Consider the following 19685-nt stretch of genomic DNA (forward strand, 5'->3'; position numbering starts at 1 on the left):
CGCCGCACCGTTCCGCTCGTGGGACGATAGGGAAACCCGTTCGCTCATTTCGAACACGCCAGCCGAAGGATACGAGTGCCCAGCTTCGCCGACACGACGTTCACCGATCCGTCCAGGATCAGGAACTTCTGCATCATTGCCCACATCGACCACGGTAAGTCGACGTTGGCAGACCGGATGTTGCAGCTCACCGGCGTCGTCGACGACCGGTCGATGCGTGCGCAGTATCTGGACCGGATGGACATCGAGCGCGAACGCGGAATCACCATCAAGGCGCAGAACGTGCGTCTGCCCTGGGTCGTCGACGGCGAAGAATTCGTTCTGCACCTCATCGACACACCCGGCCACGTCGACTTCACGTACGAGGTGTCCCGCGCGCTCGAAGCGTGCGAAGGTGCTGTCTTGCTCGTCGACGCTGCTCAGGGCATCGAGGCGCAGACACTGGCCAACCTCTACCTGGCTCTCGACAAAGAACTCACCATCATCCCGGTGCTCAACAAGATCGACCTCCCCGCTGCCGACCCGGATCGCTACGCCGCCGAGATCGCGCACATCATCGGTTGCGAGGCCGACGATGTGCTGCGAGTGTCCGGCAAGACCGGAGTGGGCGTCGAGGAACTGCTCAACGAGGTCGTCAAGCTGGTGCCGGCCCCGGTGGGCAATCCCGACGGCCCGGCCCGCGCGATGATCTTCGACTCGGTGTACGACACCTACCGCGGCGTCGTGACCTACGTCCGAGTGGTCGACGGCGCACTCAACCCTCGTGAGAAGGTCACGATGATGTCGACCGGCTCGACGCACGAGTTGCTCGAAGTCGGCATCGTGTCGCCGGACCCGAAGGCCACGAAGGGCCTGGGCGTCGGCGAGGTGGGGTACCTGATCACCGGTGTCAAGGACGTCCGTCAGTCCAAGGTCGGCGATACCGTCACCACGTTCCGCAAGGGCGCGACCGAGCCGCTGACCGGTTACCGCGAGCCACGTCCGATGGTCTACTCGGGCCTCTACCCACTCGACGGCTCGGACTACCCGGACCTGCGCGACGCCCTCGAAAAGCTTCAGCTCAACGACGCGGCCCTGACCTACGAGCCGGAGACCTCCGTGGCTCTCGGGTTCGGCTTCCGCTGCGGCTTCCTCGGGTTGCTGCACATGGAGATCACCCGCGAGCGGCTCGAGCGTGAATTCAACCTCGACTTGATCTCGACCTCACCGAACGTGGTCTACCGCGTCGAAATGGAGGACGGTGCCGAGCACATCGTCACCAACCCGTCGTACTGGCCCGAGGGCAAGGCGCGGGAAGTATTCGAACCCATGGTCAAGTGCACCATCATCTCGCCGAGCGAGTTCATCGGCTCGATCATGGAGCTGTGTCAGGGTCGACGGGGCGAGCTCGGCGGTATGGACTACCTGTCGGAGACCCGCGTCGAACTGCGCTACACGATCCCGATGGCCGAGATCATCTTCGACTTCTTCGACATCCTGAAGTCACGTACTCGGGGATACGCCAGCCTCGACTACGAGGAAATCGGCGAGCAGAGCGGTGCATTGGTAAAGGTCGACATCCTGCTGCAGGGCGAGGCCGTGGACGCGTTCTCGGCGATCGTCCACAAGGATGCTGCCGCTGCTTACGGCAACAAGATGACGACCAAGCTCAAGGAACTGATTCCGCGGCAGCAGTTCGAGGTGCCGATTCAGGCTGCTATCGGATCTCGCATCATTGCCCGTGAGAACATCCGCGCCATCCGTAAGGACGTGCTTGCCAAGTGCTACGGCGGCGACATCAGCCGTAAGCGCAAGCTGCTCGAGAAGCAGAAGGAAGGCAAGAAGCGAATGAAGACCATCGGACGGGTCGAGGTTCCGCAGGAAGCCTTCGTGGCGGCACTGTCCTCGGAGTCCTCGTCGGACAAGCCGAAGAAGTAGCCGGACGTAACCTCCGCTCTCCGAAGTCGTTGTAACGCAACCTGTTCCGGCCCCGCACCGTGTTCTCGGTGCGGGGCTGGTGTGTTTGTGTGGGGCTGGTGTGTGTTTTGCGTGGGGTTCAGGCGATGTGGGGGCCGGCTCGGGCGTGGGATTGTCGGGGTTGTCGGTTGGGGTCGACGGTGGCCGGGGGTACGAACCAGGGGTGCTGGTCGGCGGCGATGAACACTTCCCAGTCGCTGTGGTGGATGAGTCGGTGGTGGAATCCGCAGAGTAGGACGAGGTTGTTCATGTCGGTGGGGCCGCCGTCGGCCCAGTGCCAGATGTGGTGGCCTTCGGTCCAGGCGGCGGGTTTGCCGCAGCCGGGGAACGCGCAGCCGTGATCGCGGGCAGTCAATGCGCGTTTCTGTTTGGCGGTGACGGTGCGTGCGGTGCGGGCGAGGTTGAGTGGGTTGCCGTTCTCGTCCATGACGATGGCGGTGAGTAGGCAGTCGCAGGCGAGTTGGCGGGAGGTGTTGCGGGAGAGGGGCCCCATCCAGGGCAGCCACCCGACCGACGTGCCGTCACCGAACAGGTCCCGATACGCGCCGCGGTCGGCGGCGACTGGATCGCCGCCGCCACCGTCGGCGTTGGCTTCGTCGTTGTCGGATTCTGCTGCGGCGCGGGTGGTTTCGTCGTCGGTGATGTCGCTGTTGTTCTGACTGTTCTGGCTTTGGAGGTCTTGTAGTCGGATGTGCAGGTTGATGTGTGGTTTTTCGCCGCCTTCGGTGGGTCTGTTGCTGGAGGCGAGGTAGCGGTCGAGGATGTGCCCGAAGGCGTCGGCTCGTCTCTTGGCGGGGCTGCGGTCGTCTCCGGCTTTTAGTGTCTCGGTGCCGTCGGCGGCGGGGTGGGGTTCGGTGAGCGGGGAGAGTGCGGTGAGGAGTTTCTCTCCGGTGATCGCGTCGAAGTCGCCTTTGAGCACCAGGCGCCCGTTCAGGGTTGTGGAGGCGAAGAGTTCGTTGCGGTCGGTGTCTTCGGCGGGTGGCTTGTTGTTGCCGAAGGTGTCCTGCAACCTGGTGATGGCTGCGCGGATGCGGCTGGTGCGGGCTTCGGGTCCGGTGGCGGCGGCGATCAGAGCTTTACGTGCGACATCGCGACCCTCTTCCGACAGGTTCTTCGGGGGTGTTTCGGCGAAGGTGAGGATCAGGGCGGCGTGGTCGACGGACATGACGCCGGTGTTCACGGCGTCGGCGATGTCGGGGAAGTTCTTCATGCCGCGGGCGAGGGCGACGATCTTGGTGGCTTTGGACGGTGAGAGAAGGGTGGTGGAGGTGAGCCAGCCGGCGGGTCCGGGGAACCCGAGCTTCTCTCGGCTGACGCGGGTGTCGATGTCGGCGACCAGAGCAATCCGTCGTGCTTCGAGCAGTTGGATCCGGTGGGAGACCGCGGCAGCGTCGGCGAGGAGTTCTGCCTCGCTCAGTTGCCAGATCTCCGTGGTCATGGATCAAGTGTATCGAACGGGTGTTCGACACGCAATTATGATCAAGTCGAAAACTATTGCTGCGCAGAATGATTCGTGAATCGAAACCTGTCGGTGGTCCGTGGTATCGGACGGAGAGTACATTTCGAATCTGTGACGACGCCGATCCTGAAGAAATTGCGTGTTCCCGTTGTCGGTGCGCCCATGGCGGGCGGTCCGAGTACTCCCGAGCTCGCCCGGGCTGTGTCCGAGGCCGGCGGACTCGGAATGATCGCCGGCGCGTTGTTGACGCCGGATGCCCTTGCCGCGCAGGTAGATTCGATGCGGGGTCTGGTGTTCGGGGTCAATCTTTTCCTACCCGAGGAGCCGTCGGGCGCGAACGTCGACTCTTACGCCGAGCATCTGGCACCGTGGTTCGAGCGATTCGACGCCGAACCCGGCGTGCTGAAACGCCGCGATGATTACTACCCGGAGAAATTCGCCTGGCTGATTGCCCATCCGGTGCCGGTGGTGTCGAGTACATTCGCCACCTTCGATGCCGACGAGGTTGCCCAGTTGCATTCCGTGGGAACCGAAGTGTGGGCAACGGTGGCAACCGCCTCCGATGCGTCGATCGCCACCGCGAATGGTGTGGACGCGCTGGTGGTGCAGGGGCCCGAGGCGGGCGGACACCGAGGCACGTTCGACGGGTCGGCTCCGGAGGAGCCGTTGACGGAGTTGCTGGTCGCCGTACGTGGAATCTCGGATCTGCCCCGTATCGCGGCCGGCGGGCTCATGGACGGCAACGATATTGCGCCGCTGCTGGATTCGGGTGCCGCGCATGCAGCTCAGCTGGGTACTGCGTTTCTGAACACTCCCGAGGCAGGAACGAAGCCTGTGCACCGCGAGCAGCTGGCCAGTGCGTCGGGTACCGCCGTGACGAAGGCGTTTTCGGGTCGTCCTGCGCGAGGCTTGGTGAACGAGTTCATGCGCGAGAACTCCGAAGCCGCTCCGCTGGCGTATCCCGATCTGCATTACCTGACCGCGCCGATGCGCGCGAAGGCCGCAGCAGCGGGTGACCCGTCGGGACTGTCGATGTGGGCCGGGACCGGTTATCGCCGCGCTCAGGCGAAACCGGCGGCCGAGCTGGTCGCCGAATGGGCGAGGCAACTCGGCCGCTGAACCAGACAGCTCAGGGGTTGGCGTGGGCGGGCTGGAAGTGTCCCGATGCCTGGGCTTCCTCGGCTCGGATGACGTGCACCACTGCGTTGATCAACGCCAAGTGCGTGAATGCTTGCGGAAAGTTGCCGAGGTGACGGCCGGTGCGATGGTCGATCTCTTCGGCGTAGAGCTTGAGCGGGCTCGCGTAGGCGAGCAGTCGTTCGCACAGGTGCTTGGCGCGCGGGAGTTCGTCGATCTCCACCAGAGCGGACACGAGCCAGAACGAGCAGATCGTGAACGTGCCTTCCTCGCCGGCCAAGCCGTCGTCGGTGGTGTCGGTTCGGTAGCGCAGAACCAAGCCGTCCTCGGTCAACTCGTCGGCGATGGCGAGCACTGTGGCGCGGATTCGCTCGTCGTCGGCCGGCAGGAATCGCAGCAGCGGTGCCAGCAGCAACGACGCGTCGAGCGACGGGTCGCCGTAGCGCTGGGTCAGTACTCCGCGCGAGTCGGTGCCGTTCTCGAGAATGTCGGCCTTGATCTCGTCCGCGATCTCGTTCCACTGGTCCGAGTAGTCCTTCTCGCCGTGGATATCGGCGAGCTTGGCTCCGCGATCGAGCGCGACCCAACACATGAGCTTCGAAGACGTGAAGTGCTGCGGTTCGCCGCGCACCTCCCAGATGCCACGGTCCGGTTTGCGCCAGTTCGCGATCGCTTCCTCGACCTGTCGTTTGAGCAGCGGCCACAGGAATTCCGGGACGTGCTCGCGCGACTTGACGTGCAGGTACACCGAGTCGAGCATGGTGCCCCAGATGTCGTGCTGCTCTTGGTCGTAGGCCCCGTTGCCGATGCGCACCGGCCGCGCGCCGTCGTATCCGGACAGGTGCGGAAGCTCGCTCTCGTCGAGGGTCTTCTCTCCGCCGATGCCGTACATCACCTGCAGCGGATTGACCTCGCCGTTCGCCGTCGTCGCCACGTCGGACATGAACGCGAAGAAGTCGTTGGCTTCACGGTCCAGTCCGAGCGTGTACAGACCCCACAGAGCGAATGTCGAGTCGCGGACCCAGGTGTAGCGATAGTCCCAGTTACGTTCTCCGCCCGGTGTTTCGGGTAGCGACGTGGTCGACGCGGCGAGCAGTGCTCCCGTGGGTGCGTAGGTCAGTCCTTTGAGGGTCAGAGCGCTGCGCTGGAGGTAGCCGCGCCACGGATGATCGGGGAATCGGCCGATTGTGATCCACTGCCGCCAGCATTCCGAGGTCTGCCACATCTTGCTGGCCGCTTCCTCGAACGTCTGGGGTGCGGGAAGATCGGACCACGACAGCGCGACGAAGATGTTGTCGCCCTCCGTCATTCGGGTTCGCGCGCGTGCTTCGCGGCCCTCGATGCCGATCCGAAGATTGGTGGTCAATTTCAGGGTGGGCTGGTCGCCGTCGGCGCTCGCCTCGCAGGTCGCGGTGGTCTCCTCGTACACCTTGCCGGTGTACTCCCATGTCGCGGGTGCCCTATGGTAGTCGAAGGCGGGCTCGCAGCTCATCTCCAATTCGACTGTGCCGCTGACACATTTGATGGTACGGAGCAAGATGTGCTCTGCATCCCAGTCGCTCGGTGCGCGCTTGTGAGTTCGAGAACGCTGATCGGTGTTGTGCCAGGGGCCCATCACCAACGCGTCACGCACGATGAGCCACCCGGTCTCGGTCTGCCAGGTCGTCTCCACGATGAGGCCGCCGGGCAAATAGCGCCGCGCCGCAGGGACCGACTGACCGTAGGGGCCGACTCGAAAGTGGCCGGCACTTCGATCGAGAATCGCTCCGAAGATGCTGGGGGAATCCGGCCGGGGCACACACATCCACTCGACGGAGCCGTTTCGGGCGATGAGGCACGTCGTCTCGCAGTCCGAGAGAAATGCGTAGTCGTCGATGGGCGGGAACGCGCTGCGATAAGAGACCAACGTGGACACCGGCGCATCGGTGCTGCCCAACGCACCTTGGACCTCCGTTCCGCCCAGGCCTGGATGTCCTGAGCCCATGGCCGGCTCCTCGGCGACCGGGGGCACGGGCGAAACCTCATCGAATGCCGTCATGGCGTAATCATCGACCGATCCGTGGCAGCCGTCCACTGAGAGGCTGCACTCGGCGTGGCGCGGCTCGGGTGAAGGCCTGGTTTAAGCTGCGAGGATGGAATCGTTCGCGCGGTGGTGGGACGGCGTCGAGCTGTGGGTGACGGGCCTGCCGTTCGTTCCGCAGTCGGTGGTCGTGCTCGCGGTGCTCGTTCCTGTTGCGTTCGTCTCGGCTCGGGTGTTCGATCGCGTGCTGGCAGTGATCCTGCGCGTGTTGGGCCGTGACGCCAGCGCAGCACGCGAGGCCGAGTTCTCGGCCTCGACGTCTACGACGAAGGATGGACTGTAATGCCGCGGTCTCGGGTGACATGGGCTCTGCTCGCGCTGCTGGCGTTGGTCGTCATCGCGTGGTTGATCACTCGCTGATTCTTACGCCTCGTGCACGTGCACGACTCCTCTGATTAGAGTCGGTTCGGAACCTCTGCTAGATTCCTGACCGTGTCTTCTGCCGCCGAGTACCGCGTCCGCCACCAGTTGGCGTTGATTGCTGTCGGCATGCTGGCAGTCGCCGATATCGACTGTTGTTGATTCTTTCCTTCGCGAATCGGTTTCGTCGATCCACCGTCGCCGCGTAGCGCAGTGTGTCCGCAAGACGGACCGGAGTCCGTGCCGCCAGTTCACTGCTTCGTCGGCCGGGTCCTGACTGCTGCGGCGTTCAGCGCGAAACTCCTTGCGTGTCTTGTGTTCTTTCCTCATCGTCACACCACCATGAAAGGCCTTTCGCAATGAGGCATCGTTCTCGTTATCTGCTCACCACGTTCGCAGCTGTGGGAACTCTTCTGGTCACCGCCTGCGGCGGCGGTTCCAGCGATGTCGTCGGGGGCGGGTCGGATACTGCCAGCGGTCCGGCACTGACACTCGTCGGCTACGCAGTGCCGAAGAACGGCTGGGACGCAATCGGTCCGGCGTTCGCGGCCACCGAGGACGGAAAAGGTACGGCGATCAACGCCGATTACGGCGCCTCGGGAAACCAGTCGCGCAAGGTCGCCGACGGCGCGCCTGCGGACATCGTCAACTTCTCCGTCGAGCCGGATGTCACTCGACTCGTGAAGGCGGGCAAGGTCGACGAGAACTGGAACCAGAACGCGTACGGCGGGGTGCCGTTCGGCTCGGTGGTGACCATCGTCGTCCGCGAGGGCAACCCGAAGAACATCAAGACGTGGGACGACCTGATCAAGCCCGACGTTCAGGTTATCAGCCCGAGCCCCCTCAGCTCCGGATCGGCGAAGTGGAACCTGCTCGCGCCGTACGCCGCCAAGAGCAACGGTGGCCAGGACAAGCAGGCCGGTCTCGACTTCGTCCGTACGCTCGTCGCCGATCACTTCCCTGTGCAGCCCGAATCCGGCCGCGCCGCAACCGAAGCGTTCCTGCAGGGACAGGGCGACGCGCTGCTGAGCTACGAGAACGAGGCACTGCTCATCGAGGAGCAGGGACAGAAGGTGGAGCACGTGGATGTCCCCGTCACCTTCCGCATCGACAACCCGGTGGCAGTGATCAACAGCAGTGCGAACCTCGAGCGTGCCAACGCACTCAACGATTTCGTCTACTCCGACGAAGGCCAGAAGATCTGGGCCGAAGCGGGTTTCCGGCCGACCAACCCGGAGATCGCCTCCGAATACTCGGACAAGTTCTTCACGCCCGAAAAGCTGTACACCATCGATGATCTCGGCGGCTGGACTCAGGTCGACGCCGACCTGTTCGGAGACAACGGCGCAATTGCGACGATCTACCAGGAAAGTACTCGGTAGATGTCGTCGTCGACCGGTGAACCCGAAGCCCCGGGTTCGATCGTCCCGCCCAGTGCGACACCTCGGTTTCGTGCTGGTCGGGAAGGTCGCAAGTTCCGGGGCCCCGGTTCGGTGGGTCCGCTGGGCCTCGGTGTCGCCGTTCTGTGGCTCAGTGTCATCGTGCTGCTGCCGTTGGCGGCGTTGACGGTTCAGTCGTTCGACGGCGGCCTCGGTGGTTTCTGGGATGCGGTCACCGAGACACGTGCCATCGCCACGTTCAAGGTGACTCTGCTGGTGTCCGTGGCCGCCGCCGTGATCAACCTCTTTCTCGGCACTCTGATCGCGTGGGTTCTGGTGCGAGACGAGTTTCCCGGCAAGCGTTTCGTCAATGCCCTGATCGACCTGCCGTTCGCGCTGCCGACGATCGTGGCGAGCTTGGTGTTGCTGTCGCTGTACGGACCGTCGAGTCCGATCGGCATCGTGTTCAACGCCACCAAGCCCGCGGTGATCGTGGCGCTGCTGTTCGTCACGCTCCCGTTCGTGGTGCGTGCGGTGCAGCCGGTGCTGATCGAACTCGACAAGGATGTCGAGGAGGCGGCCGCATCGCTGGGTGCGAACAACTGGACCATCTTTCGGCGCATCGTGTTGCCGGTGTTGCTTCCGGCTGTGCTTTCGGGCGGCGGGCTCGCGTTCGCCCGCGCCATCGGCGAATTCGGGTCGGTGGTGTTGATCGGCGGCAATATCCCCAACGACACGCAGGTCGCTTCGCAGTACATCCGTGAACTCATCGAGTACGACCGCCCGATCGATGCAGCCGCAATCTCCGTGGTGCTGTTGGCAATCGCCTTCGCTGTGCTGTTCGTGCTCCGCATCGTCGGCAACAGGTTGGCCAGACGGGAAGAGCAGATCTCGTGAAAATCGGTCTCCCGATCAAACTGTCCCTGCGTGCCGTCGCACTGATCTATCTCGCCGTGCTCGTGCTGTTCCCCCTCGGTGCCATCCTGTTCCGCACGTTCGAGGACGGAGTGGTGGCGTTCTGGGAGCAGATCACCACTCCCGCCGCGCAATCCGCTCTCCAACTGTCGCTGTTGATCGTGGCTGTCGTGGTTCCCATCAACGTCGTATTCGGAATCGTCACGGCGTTGGCATTGGTACGCGGACGGTTCCGCGGCAAGGGGATACTCGAAGCGATCGTGGACTTGCCGTTCGCGGTGTCGCCGATCATCACCGGCGTCGCGCTCATCCTGCTCTGGGGTGCCAACGGATGGTTCGGTGGCATCGAAAGCCTCGGTTTCAAGATCATCTTCGCACTGCCCGGCATGGTGATCGCGACGATATTCGTTACCTTGCCGTTCGTCGTTCGCGAGGTGGAACCGGTCCTGTACGAGATCGGTGAAGAGCAGGAAGAGGCTGCCTCGACCCTGGGTGCGAGTACCTGGCAGACGTTCTGGCGAATCACGTTGCCTGCCATCCGCTGGGGACTGACCTACGGCGTGGTGCTCACCGTCGCGCGTTCGCTCGGAGAATTCGGCGCGGTCATCATGGTCTCCACCAACCTGCCCGGCATTTCCCAGACGCTCACCCTGCTGGTCAATTCACGGTACGAGGACTTCAATCAGCAGGGCGCATATGCAGCGTCCACACTGCTCATGGCGATTGCCGTCATCGTGCTGCTGCTGATGACGGTGCTCGACAAGAAGAGGACGAAGTAATGACCGAGACATCTTCCGAGATCGAGATCTCCGTGGTCGGCGCGAACAAGCGCTACGGCGATTTCGCAGCCCTCGACGACGTCAGCATCGACATCCCGAAGGGCTCGTTGACGGCGCTGCTCGGACCCAGTGGCTCGGGCAAGTCCACGCTGCTTCGATCGATCGCAGGCCTCGAGCAGCTCGATACGGGCCGAGTGGTGCTGGCCGGCCAGGACGTCACCTGGGTGAGCCCGCAGCGTCGCGAGATCGGGTTCGTGTTTCAGCACTACGCCGCGTTCAAACACCTGACGGTGCGCGACAACGTTGCGTTCGGATTGCAGATCCGCAAGCGCCCCAAGGCCGAAATCGCCAAGAAGGTCGACGAACTGCTCGAGATCGTCGGTCTGGCCGGTTTCCAAGGCCGCTACCCGGCGCAGCTGTCCGGAGGACAGCGTCAACGCATGGCGCTGGCACGTGCACTCGCCGTCGACCCGCAGGTTCTCCTCCTGGACGAGCCCTTCGGGGCCCTCGATGCCAAGGTGCGCGCAGATCTACGGACGTGGCTGCGTCGATTGCACGACGAGGTGCACGTCACCACCGTGTTGGTGACCCACGACCAGGAAGAAGCGCTCGACGTCGCCGATCGAATCGCGGTGCTGAACAAGGGCAGAATCGAACAGGTCGGCACCCCGGAGGATCTCTACGATCGCCCTGCCAACAACTTCGTGATGTCGTTCCTCGGTCAGGTGGCCAGGCTGAATGGACTTCTGGTGCGCCCGCACGACATTCGTGTCGGACGCGACCCGTCGTTGGCGCAGGCGCAGGCGAGTGGCACGGCAGAATCTGCCGGGGTGACGCGCGCCGTCGTCGAACGGGTCGTACGCCTCGGCTTCGAGGTGAAGGTCGAGCTGAAGAACGCGGCTACCGGCGAGTTGTTCGCGGCGCAGATCACACGCGGCGACAGCGAGGCGCTGGGGTTGCACGAGGGTGAAACGGTGTACGTCCGTGCGACCCGGGTGCCGACGATCACGGATGCAACCGAATCGGCTCCGGTGCACTGATCGGACGAGCAGGGCTCTTCGTGCTACGCGATCGAGCGATCGTGCACGAGAGCTGCGTCGTACCGCCGGGAGGCGAGCTCGGCCACTGCCGGATGAGGGCCCAGGACATCGGCATACGTCACGTTCGGGACGCCGTCCAGCACCTGTGAGATGCGGTCGGTGAGTCTTCCGGGTGCCAGGAACCAGGGAGCCACCACGATCCGGGTGGCTCCCAGCGCATGCAACTGCGCGACCGCGTCCAGTGCAGACGGATCGACGGACGTGGCGAAACAGGTGACAACTCCCGCCCAGCCGGTGCCGGACATCAGTACGTTCGCCACTCGGCGGCTACGGTCGTTCGCCGAGGAATCGCTCGATCCGACGGCAGCCAAGGCGACTCCGACGGTCGAATCGCCGAGCGCCGCGCCGGTGTCGAGGACACGGTCACGAACGGCGTCGACGAGAAGTCGATCGTCGCCCAGCACCTCGGACTGACCGACCGATACGTGCGGATGCCGTACCCGCGCTTCGGCCAACAATGCAGGCAGGTCCACTCGGGCGTGAAAAGCACTGCCCAACAACAGCGGAACCGCGACGATGCGAACATGCCCTGCATCGGCCAGCTCGTCGAGTACCTGCCCGACACCGGGCTCGGTGAGGTCGAGAAACGCGACGCGAACGTCGAGATCCGGACGCCGTCGACGCAGGACGTCGACGGCGCGGTGGATCGTCTCGCTCGAGCGGGGATCGCGGCTGCCGTGCGCCACCGCGAGCAGAGCCGTCACGCCGGAACTGCCGACCCCAGCTCGACAGCAGCCAGTGCGTTACCCACCAGGCCGGCCGCCAGTGTGTTGCCACCGGCCGGATCGATCAGCAAAAAGCTGCCGGTGTGCCGATTGACGGCGTAGTCGTCCGCCACGATGGGTTCGGCGACGCGAACAGAGATACGTCCGATCTCGTTGAGTTCCAACGACTCCGGACCTTCGTGTGCAGTGAGGTCCTGCTCGTCGAACCGCTCCACGAGAGCCCCGACGATGGCCTGGGTGGTCCGAGTGCCGTGCTTGAGCAGCAGACGAGCGCCCGGGCGAAGCGGCTTCTCGGCGAGCCAGCACACGGTGGCCTCGAAATCGCCGATCGGCTCCGGTGCGTCCTGCGGGGAGGCGATGGTGTCGCCGCGCGAGACGTCGACATCGTCGGCCAGCACCAGGGTGACGCTGCGGCCCGCATGCGCCGTGCGCAGCTCGCCGTCCGCGGTGTCGATGCGCTCCACTGTCGTTCGGGTACCCGAGGGCAGGATGACGACCTCGTCGCCGACGTCGACGGAGCCTGCTGCGACCTGTCCGGCGTATCCGCGGTAGTCCGGGAATTCCGCTGTGCGCGGCCGGATCACGTACTGCACGGGGAAGCGTAGACCGACCCGGTGCGGTTCGGCGTCCACCGGGACCGACTCGAGGTGCTCGATGAGGGTGGGACCGTCGTAGTACGGGGTCTTGTCGGACTTCACTGCCACGTTGTCGCCGTGCAACGCCGAGACGGGGATTTCGATGACGTCCTCGCTGGACCATCCGAGCGAGGAGGTCAGGGAGTTGAATTCCGCCGAGATGTCGGCGAATACCGTCGCGGGGTCCTCGACCAGGTCGATCTTGTTGACGGCGAGCACCAGGCGCGGAACACCGAGCAGAGCCAGAACGGCGGCGTGCCTGCGGGTCTGGGTGATCACGCCTTTACGGGCATCGACGAGCAGGATGACCAGCTGGGCGGTCGACGCACCGGAGACGGTATTGCGGGTGTACTGCACGTGTCCGGGGGTATCGGCGAGAACGAACGAGCGCTGCGGCGTCGCGAAGTAGCGGTAGGCGACATCGATCGTGATGCCCTGTTCGCGTTCCGCGCGCAGACCGTCGACGAGGAGGGACAGGTCCGGTGTGGCCAGACCCTTGTCCACGGACGCGCGCGTCACGGCGTCGATCTGGTCTGCCAGAACGGATTTGGTGTCGTACAACAGCCGTCCGACGAGAGTGGACTTGCCGTCGTCGACGCTGCCCGCGGTGGCGAGGCGAAGAAGCTGAGTGCCGCGAGTGGAGCCTGCGGAATGACCATTGGATATGCCCGTGCTGCTCATCAGAAGTATCCTTCTCGTTTGCGATCTTCCATGGCAGCCTCGGACACGCGGTCGTCGCCGCGAGTGGCTCCGCGTTCGGTCAGCCTGGACGCGGCGACCTCGGCCAGGATTGCCTGATTGTCGGCAGCCTCGGACAGGACGGCGCCGGTGGTGGATCCGTCGCCGACGGTGCGGTAGCGCACCGACAGTGTCTGCAACTCTTCACCTTCGGCCGGTCCGCCCCAGACGCCCGGCGTCATCCACATGCCGTCGCGCTGATACACCGGGCGCTGGTGGGCGTAGTAGATGCTGGCCAACTCCACGTCGTCGCGAGCGATGTAGCGCCAGATGTCGAGTTCGGTGAAATTGCTGAGCGGGAACACGCGCACCTGCTCGCCGGGGGAGTGCTTGCCGTTGTACAGGTTCCACAGTTCCGGGCGCTGCTTCTTGGGCTCCCACTGCCCGAATGCATTGCGCAGCGAGAAGATTCGCTCCTTGGCGCGGGCGCGTTCCTCGTCGCGTCGGGCACCGCCGAACACGGCGTCGAACCGGTTCTCGGAGATCGCGTCGAGGAGAGGAACGGTCTGCAGAGGGTTGCGGATGCCGTCGGGGCGCTCGGTGAGACGTCCGTCGGCGAGGTACTCCTCGACGCTGGCCACGTGCAGGCGCAGGTTGTACTTCGCAACCACGTGGTCGCGGAAATCCAGCACCTCCTGCAGGTTGTGCCCGGTGTCGACGTGCAGCAGCGCGAACGGCAGGGGAGCGGGCCAGAACGCCTTGATGGCCAGGTGCAGCAGAACGGTGGAGTCCTTGCCGCCCGAGAACAGGATGACGGGGCGCTCGAATTCGCCGGCCACCTCTCGGAAGATGTGGATGGCTTCGGATTCGAGTGCGTCGAGGGTGTCGAACCGATCTGCATCGAGATGGGTGCGTCCGACGGTCGCCGTCGTGAGGTCGAGTGTCATGAGGCGTGCAACCCACATTCGGTCTTGGCCTTGCCGGCCCAACGACCGCTGCGCGGGTCGGCTCCGGGGGCAGGTTTGACGGTGCACGGTGCGCACCCGATGGACGGATATCCCTCGTCGACGAGAGGGTTGACCAGGATCGAATGTTCGTCGATGTAGGCCTGCATCTCCTCGTCCGACCACGGTGCGATCGGGTTGATCTTCACCAGGCCGAACGCGTCGTCGAACGAGATCAACGGAGCGTTGGCGCGCGTCGGGGCCTCGACTCGCCGGATGCCGGTGACCCACGCGCTGTAGTTCGCCAGTTCCTTCTTCAGCGGCGCCACCTTGCGCATCGCGCAGCAGCGGTTCGGTTCGCGGGCGAACAGGTCCTTGCCGTCGATCGCATCCTGTTCTGCGACAGTCTTCTCGGCGCGGGCGTTGACGACGTGTACGCCGTAAACCGCCTCGACGGCATCGCGCGTTCCGATGGTCTCGGCAAAGTGGTAACCGGTGTCGAGGAACAACACGTCCACTCCGGGATGAACCTGTGCAGCGAGGTGAACGAGAACCCCGTCCTGCATGTTGGAGGCGACGATGAAGTCGCTACCGAAGGTGTCCTCGGTCCATTGCAACAACTCGAGCGGGCTTGCGCCGTCGAGTTCGCGGGCACCGCGCTCGGCGATGTCCTTCAGCTGGTCGACCGTCAAATTCAGTCTGGTACTCATCGCAAATCCGCCTCGTCTGCTCGCACGGCCCATTGAGCGAACCGTTCGCCGTCTTCGCGGTGCTTGTCGAAATTGCGCACCACTCTGTCGATGTAATCTCCCAGCTCGGAGCTGTTGACCTTGTGCTGACGCAACTTTCGGCCGAACGCACTGTCCAGGCCGAGGCTGCCTCCGAGGTGAACCTGGAAACCCTCGATCTGATTCCCGTCCCCGTCGTCGACCAACTGTCCCTTGAACCCGATGTCGGCGATCTGCGACCGCGCGCACGAGTTGGGGCAACCGTTGATGTTGATCGTGATCGGAACGTCGAGTCGACTGTTGATGTCGGACAAGCGCTCTTCGAGCTCGGGGACGAGAACCTGTGAGCGCTTGCGGGTTTCGGCGAACGAGAGCTTGCAGAACTCGATGCCACTGCACGCCATCAGATTCTTGCGCCAATGCGAGGGGCGAGCCGGTAGGCCCAGCGCATCGAGGTCCGAGATCAGCTGCTCGAGCGTCTCGTCCGGAACATCCAGCACGATCAGCTTCTGATACGGCGTGAATCGGACGCGATCCGACCCGGCCTTCTCGGCGGCGTCGGCGACGGCCGCGAGGATGGTGCCGGACACGCGACCCGCGATGGGCGCGACACCGACGGCGTTGAGCCCGTTCTTGAGCTTCTGGATCCCGACATGATCACGGGGCCGAGCGGGCTTCTCGGGAGCCGGGCCGTCGATGAGCTTGCGGTGCAGGTACTCGTCCTCGAGAACCTGGCGGAACTTCTCGATGCCCCAGTCCTTGATGAGGAACTTCAGGCGCGCCTTGGTGCGAAGCCGGCGGTAGCCGTAGTCACGGAAGATCGAGACGACGCCTTCCCACACATCGGGAACGTCCGCGAGCGGAACCCAGACTCCGACGCGCTGCGCGAGCATCGGGTTGGTGGACAGGCCGCCGCCGACCCACAGGTCGAGTCCTGGTCCGTGCTCGGGGTGGTTCACACCGATGAAGGCGACGTCGTTGATCTCGTGCACTACGTCCTGCAGACCCGAGATCGCGGTCTTGAACTTGCGTGGCAGGTTCGAGTACTCGGGCTTGCCGATGTAGCGCTCGACGATCTCGTCGATGGCCGACGTCGGGTCGAGAATCTCGTCGACCGCTTCACCTGCCAGCGGGGAACCGAGCACCACACGGGGGCAGTCTCCGCACGCCTCGGTCGTCTTCAGGCCGACTGCCTCGATCCGACGCCAGATCTCGGGGACGTTCTCGACCTCGATCCAGTGGAACTGGACGTTCTCGCGATCGGAGAGGTCTGCGGTGTCGCGACCGAACTCCTTCGAGATCTGAGCCAGAGTACGCAGCTGCTCCAGATTCAATGCACCGGCATCGCACCGGATGCGCATCATGAAGTACTTCGCCTCGAGCAGGTCGATGTTGTCGTCACCGGTGAAGGTGCCGTCGTAGCCCTGTTCACGCTGGGTGTAGAGACCCCACCAGCGGAACCGGCCGCGCAGATCGCCCTTGTCGATGCTGTCGAAACCCTGCTTCGAGTAGATGTTCTCGATGCGGGCGCGCACGTTGAGCGGGTTGTCGTCCTTCTTGGACTGCTCGTTGGCGTTGAGCGGCTCTCGATAGCCCAGAGCCCACTGGCCTTCGGCGCGACGCTTGGTCGGCCGCGGCGCTCGCTCTCGCGGTGTGGCGGAGGCAGCGTCGGTGGTCGCGTCGCTGGTCGACGACATGCAATGCTCCTGCATCTTCGGTGCGGGCCGGCTCCGATCGTTGCGCAGAAGAGCGCTCACGAGATGGTGCGGAACCGGTGGATCGAATGGACTTGCTCCAAGGAGGGCTGGGTCAGCAGCCGGTCGTGTGTCGACACGACGCGCTGCAGACACGGCCGAGATCGACGTGGCGGCGCGCCACGAGTTGAATTCCTGAGTCGGTCACGGGTGCCATTGTGCCACGTCATCGACCGGGTGCCGACCGCGGCGGCCTATTTACCCCAAAATTCCGGTAAATAGGCTGGCAGGGTGCGAGTCGTGCGTGCACAACGCCCTGGGCGGCGCGTGGATCGGGTCGCCGGTGAACTCTGGGACACTGGAGTCCGTGAATACCGTCGTCGATACCTCCTCAGTCTTCGAGCTGCCGTCCGGCGCATTCGACGGAGTGGGGGAACGTGCGTTCGGGATCTACGTGCATGTGCCCTTCTGCGCCACGCGATGCGGGTACTGCGACTTCAATACGTATACGGCCGGGGAGCTGGGCACATCGGCGTCGCCGCAGTCCTGGTTGGAGGGTCTGCGCAGAGAACTCGACGCTGCGGCGAACCTGATCGGAACGGGCACGGGTCGTGTACCGACGGCCGACACAGTCTTCGTCGGAGGTGGGACGCCGTCGTTGCTCGGCGGCGACGGCCTCGCAGACGTATTGGGCGCGGTCCGGTCGAGCTTCGGGCTGTCCGACGGTGCGGAAGTGACCACGGAATCGAACCCGGAATCGACGTCGCCTGCATTCTTCGAGCGGCTGCGGGACGCCGGGTTCACTCGGGTGTCGTTGGGCATGCAGTCCGCGGCGCCGCACGTTCTGGCGGTTCTGGATCGCACCCACACTCCGGGGCGAGCGGTGGCCGCAGCGAAGGAAGCGTCCGCAGCCGGCTTCGAGCACGTGAACCTCGACCTCATCTACGGAACGCCGGGCGAGCGAGACAGCGATCTCGACCAGTCCCTCGCTGCGGTGCTCGACGCGGGTGTCGACCATGTCTCCGCGTACGCACTGATCGTCGAGGACGGCACCGCCATGGCGCGAAAGGTGCGTCGAGGTGAGTTGCCCGCACCCGACGACGACGTGTTGGCGAGCCGATACGAGCGCATCGACACGGCCATGAACGCGGCAGGCCTGTCCTGGTACGAGGTATCGAACTGGGCCGCCGATGCCGATGCGCGTTGCCGGCACAACATCGGCTACTGGGACGGCGGCGATTGGTGGGGTGCCGGGCCGGGAGCGCACAGCCACATCGGCGGCACGCGATTCTGGAACGTCAAACACCCGGCCACCTACGCCGATCGGCTCGCCGCGGGCGAGTTGCCGGTGCAGGGCAGTGAGCTGCTCACCGCGCAGGATCGTCATCTCGAAGAACTGATGCTGACCGTGCGTCTGCGCTCAGGAGTGCCGATGAGTCTGCTGGGGCCGACCGAGCTCGCAGCCGCCGAGCAGACCGTGGCGGACGGGTTGATGGTGCAGCGAGGCGATCACCTCGTGCTGACCGACCGCGGCCGGTTGCTCGCCGACGCCGTGGTGCGCACCATCGCCGCGGCCTGAACGATCTGTTTCAGGCTGCAGTGTTCTCAGGCTTTCGAACCCTCAGGCTCCCAGGGCGTCGTAGTCGAACACTCTGGCGTGCAACACCGTTCGACTGCGCAGCGCGGCCCGGACAGCGCGGTGCAGACCGTCCTCGAGGTAGATGACGCCTCGGAACTGCACAGCGTGGGGGAACAGGTCGCCGTAGAAGGTGGAGTCCTCGGACAACAACCGGTCGAGTTCGAGCACCTTGGTGGTGGTGACGATCTCGTCCAAACGCAGTTGGCGTGGAGGAATTCTCGACCAGTCCCTGATGGACAGGCCGTGCTCCGGGTAGGGCTTTCCGTCTCGTACACCCTTGAAGATCATCGCGAGCCTCGAACCGCTGGACCGAATCGAAAGACAGTTTCCACTCGGACCACAGTAAGGCCTTGCACGAGCATGCGTTCCTCGGCTACTAGACTCGAGCGACGATTGGCAACGAGAACGGAGGTGGGCACCGATGTCGAGCACCGACGACAGGCGGTTCGAGGTTCTGCGAGCGATCGTGGCGGACTACGTGTCCACTCAGGAGCCCGTCGGATCGCGTGCTCTTGTCGAGCGTCACAACTTGGGTGTGTCGAGTGCGACCGTGCGTAACGACATGGCTGTCCTCGAGGCAGAGGGCTACATCGCCCAACCGCACACCAGCTCCGGGCGGGTGCCGACCGACAAGGGCTACCGCCAGTTCGTGGACCGGATCGCCGACGTCAAGCCGTTGTCAGCGGCCGAGCGTCGCGCCATTCTGGAGTTTCTCGAGAACGGCGTCGACCTCGACGATGTGCTGCGCCGTGGGGTTCGACTGCTCGCTCAGCTGACCCGGCAGGTGGCCGTGGTTCAGTACCCGACGCTGTCGGCGTCCTCGGTTCGACATCTGGAGGTCGTCGCTCTCACACCGGCTCGGCTGCTGTTGGTGCTCATCACCGACTCCGGCCGGGTCGATCAGCGCATCGTCGAACTCGGTGACGTCATCGACGACGAGAACTTGGCCCAGTTGCGGCGGTTGCTCGGCGGCGCACTGGAAGGCAAGCGGCTGGCGGCGGCGTCCGCAGCCGTGGCCGAGCTGGCCGAGAATGCACCTCCCGCCCTGCGTGACGCGATGATTCGTTCGGCCACGGTGCTGGTGGAATCGCTCGTCGAACATCCCGAGGAGCGGCTGGTTCTCGGCGGGACGGCCAATCTGACGCGCAACGCGGCGGACTTCGCGGGCGACGCAGGGTTTCCGGGATCGCTCCGAGCGGTACTCGAAGCGCTGGAAGAGCAAGTGGTGGTACTCAAGCTGCTCGCCGTGACGCAGGACACCCGCACCGTCACCGTGCGTATCGGCGAGGAGACGCAGGTCGAGGAGATGCGCGGAACATCGGTGATTTCCACCGGATACGGCTCTGCTGGCATGGTCCTGGGAGGGATGGGCGTTCTCGGCCCCACCCGAATGGACTATCCAGGAACAATCGCGTCGGTCGCGGCGGTTGCCAGGTACATCGGCGAGGTCCTGGCCGAGCGCTGACACGAGCCCACG

Annotated in this window: 18 protein-coding genes; 10 read left to right on the plus strand and 8 right to left on the minus strand. The window is 64.5% G+C overall.

The window, feature by feature from the left end; translation table 11 throughout:
• The first annotated feature begins 75 nt into the window (after positions 1–75).
• Positions 76–1917 (plus strand): translation elongation factor 4, encoded by a 1842-nt coding sequence (gene lepA, locus E4P29_RS04310; protein WP_027497517.1) that lies wholly within the window; start codon positions 76–78, stop codon positions 1915–1917.
• A gap of 118 nt (positions 1918–2035) precedes the next feature.
• Here lepA and E4P29_RS04315 read toward each other — a convergent pair whose 3' ends face one another.
• Complete coding sequence (locus E4P29_RS04315) at positions 2036–3394, minus strand: HNH endonuclease signature motif containing protein (protein WP_135042245.1); 1359 nt, start codon at positions 3392–3394, stop codon at positions 2036–2038.
• A gap of 132 nt (positions 3395–3526) precedes the next feature.
• On the opposite strand from E4P29_RS04315, the gene E4P29_RS04320 reads away from it, so the two are divergent.
• Positions 3527–4534, plus strand: a complete 1008-nt coding sequence (locus E4P29_RS04320) for a nitronate monooxygenase (RefSeq protein WP_135042247.1) — start codon at positions 3527–3529, stop codon at positions 4532–4534.
• Between the two features lie 10 nt (positions 4535–4544).
• On the opposite strand, the gene E4P29_RS04325 is transcribed toward E4P29_RS04320, so the two are convergent.
• Complete coding sequence (locus E4P29_RS04325) at positions 4545–6590, minus strand: glycoside hydrolase family 15 protein (protein ID WP_135042249.1); 2046 nt, start codon at positions 6588–6590, stop codon at positions 4545–4547.
• A 94-nt stretch (positions 6591–6684) separates the two neighbouring features.
• Between E4P29_RS04325 and E4P29_RS04330 the strand changes: the two genes are divergently transcribed.
• From E4P29_RS04330 to E4P29_RS04350, 6 genes are all read left to right on the plus strand, one after another.
• Positions 6685–6915, plus strand: a complete 231-nt coding sequence (locus E4P29_RS04330) for a hypothetical protein (protein WP_135042251.1) — start codon at positions 6685–6687, stop codon at positions 6913–6915.
• 149 nt (positions 6916–7064) lie between these two features.
• A complete protein-coding gene (locus tag E4P29_RS26585; RefSeq protein WP_310180897.1) occupies positions 7065–7154 on the plus strand; it encodes an Ms4533A family Cys-rich leader peptide in 90 nt (29 codons plus the stop codon).
• A 197-nt stretch (positions 7155–7351) separates the two neighbouring features.
• On the plus strand, positions 7352–8374 hold the full coding sequence (locus tag E4P29_RS04335) for a sulfate ABC transporter substrate-binding protein (protein WP_135042253.1): 1023 nt from the start codon (positions 7352–7354) through the stop codon (positions 8372–8374).
• Entirely contained in the window at positions 8375–9268 is an 894-nt protein-coding gene (gene cysT / locus E4P29_RS04340; RefSeq protein WP_167735373.1) for a sulfate ABC transporter permease subunit CysT, read from the plus strand.
• Complete coding sequence (gene cysW, locus E4P29_RS04345; protein WP_135042255.1) at positions 9265–10065, plus strand: sulfate ABC transporter permease subunit CysW; 801 nt, start codon at positions 9265–9267, stop codon at positions 10063–10065. Before cysT ends, cysW begins: the two co-directional genes overlap by 4 nt.
• Positions 10065–11105, plus strand: coding sequence for a sulfate ABC transporter ATP-binding protein (locus E4P29_RS04350; RefSeq protein ID WP_135042257.1), 1041 nt, complete (start codon positions 10065–10067; stop codon positions 11103–11105). The genes cysW and E4P29_RS04350 overlap by 1 nt, the downstream gene beginning before the upstream one ends.
• Positions 11106–11128: 23 nt before the next feature.
• Here the strand turns inward: E4P29_RS04350 and E4P29_RS04355 are convergent, their stop codons facing one another.
• The 5 genes from E4P29_RS04355 to E4P29_RS04375 are packed head-to-tail and all read right to left on the minus strand — an operon-like array spanning position 11129 to position 16572.
• Complete coding sequence (locus tag E4P29_RS04355; RefSeq protein ID WP_135042259.1) at positions 11129–11869, minus strand: sirohydrochlorin chelatase; 741 nt, start codon at positions 11867–11869, stop codon at positions 11129–11131.
• Entirely contained in the window at positions 11866–13206 is a 1341-nt protein-coding gene (locus E4P29_RS04360) for a GTP-binding protein (protein ID WP_135042261.1), read from the minus strand. The genes E4P29_RS04355 and E4P29_RS04360 overlap by 4 nt, the downstream gene beginning before the upstream one ends.
• Positions 13206–14150 (minus strand): sulfate adenylyltransferase subunit CysD, encoded by a 945-nt coding sequence (cysD, locus tag E4P29_RS04365; RefSeq protein WP_027497507.1) that lies wholly within the window; start codon positions 14148–14150, stop codon positions 13206–13208. Before cysD ends, E4P29_RS04360 begins: the two co-directional genes overlap by 1 nt.
• The gene (locus E4P29_RS04370) at positions 14147–14857 is read right to left on the minus strand and encodes a phosphoadenylyl-sulfate reductase (protein ID WP_032368442.1); all 711 of its coding nucleotides are present in this window, start codon (positions 14855–14857) and stop codon (positions 14147–14149) included. Before E4P29_RS04370 ends, cysD begins: the two co-directional genes overlap by 4 nt.
• The gene (locus E4P29_RS04375) at positions 14854–16572 is read right to left on the minus strand and encodes a nitrite/sulfite reductase (protein WP_032374560.1); all 1719 of its coding nucleotides are present in this window, start codon (positions 16570–16572) and stop codon (positions 14854–14856) included. The genes E4P29_RS04370 and E4P29_RS04375 overlap by 4 nt, the downstream gene beginning before the upstream one ends.
• Positions 16573–16936: 364 nt before the next feature.
• On the opposite strand from E4P29_RS04375, the gene hemW reads away from it, so the two are divergent.
• Complete coding sequence (gene hemW, locus E4P29_RS04380) at positions 16937–18148, plus strand: radical SAM family heme chaperone HemW (protein WP_032384593.1); 1212 nt, start codon at positions 16937–16939, stop codon at positions 18146–18148.
• A gap of 42 nt (positions 18149–18190) precedes the next feature.
• Here hemW and E4P29_RS04385 read toward each other — a convergent pair whose 3' ends face one another.
• The gene (locus tag E4P29_RS04385; RefSeq protein WP_027497503.1) at positions 18191–18496 is read right to left on the minus strand and encodes a type II toxin-antitoxin system VapB family antitoxin; all 306 of its coding nucleotides are present in this window, start codon (positions 18494–18496) and stop codon (positions 18191–18193) included.
• A gap of 133 nt (positions 18497–18629) precedes the next feature.
• Between E4P29_RS04385 and hrcA the strand changes: the two genes are divergently transcribed.
• A complete protein-coding gene (gene hrcA, locus E4P29_RS04390; protein ID WP_027497502.1) occupies positions 18630–19673 on the plus strand; it encodes a heat-inducible transcriptional repressor HrcA in 1044 nt (347 codons plus the stop codon).
• Positions 19674–19685 lie beyond the last annotated feature (12 nt).

Origin of the sequence: Rhodococcus sp. 1R11, assembly GCF_004563845.1 — a bacterium.
Lineage (GTDB): Bacteria > Actinomycetota > Actinomycetes > Mycobacteriales > Mycobacteriaceae > Rhodococcoides.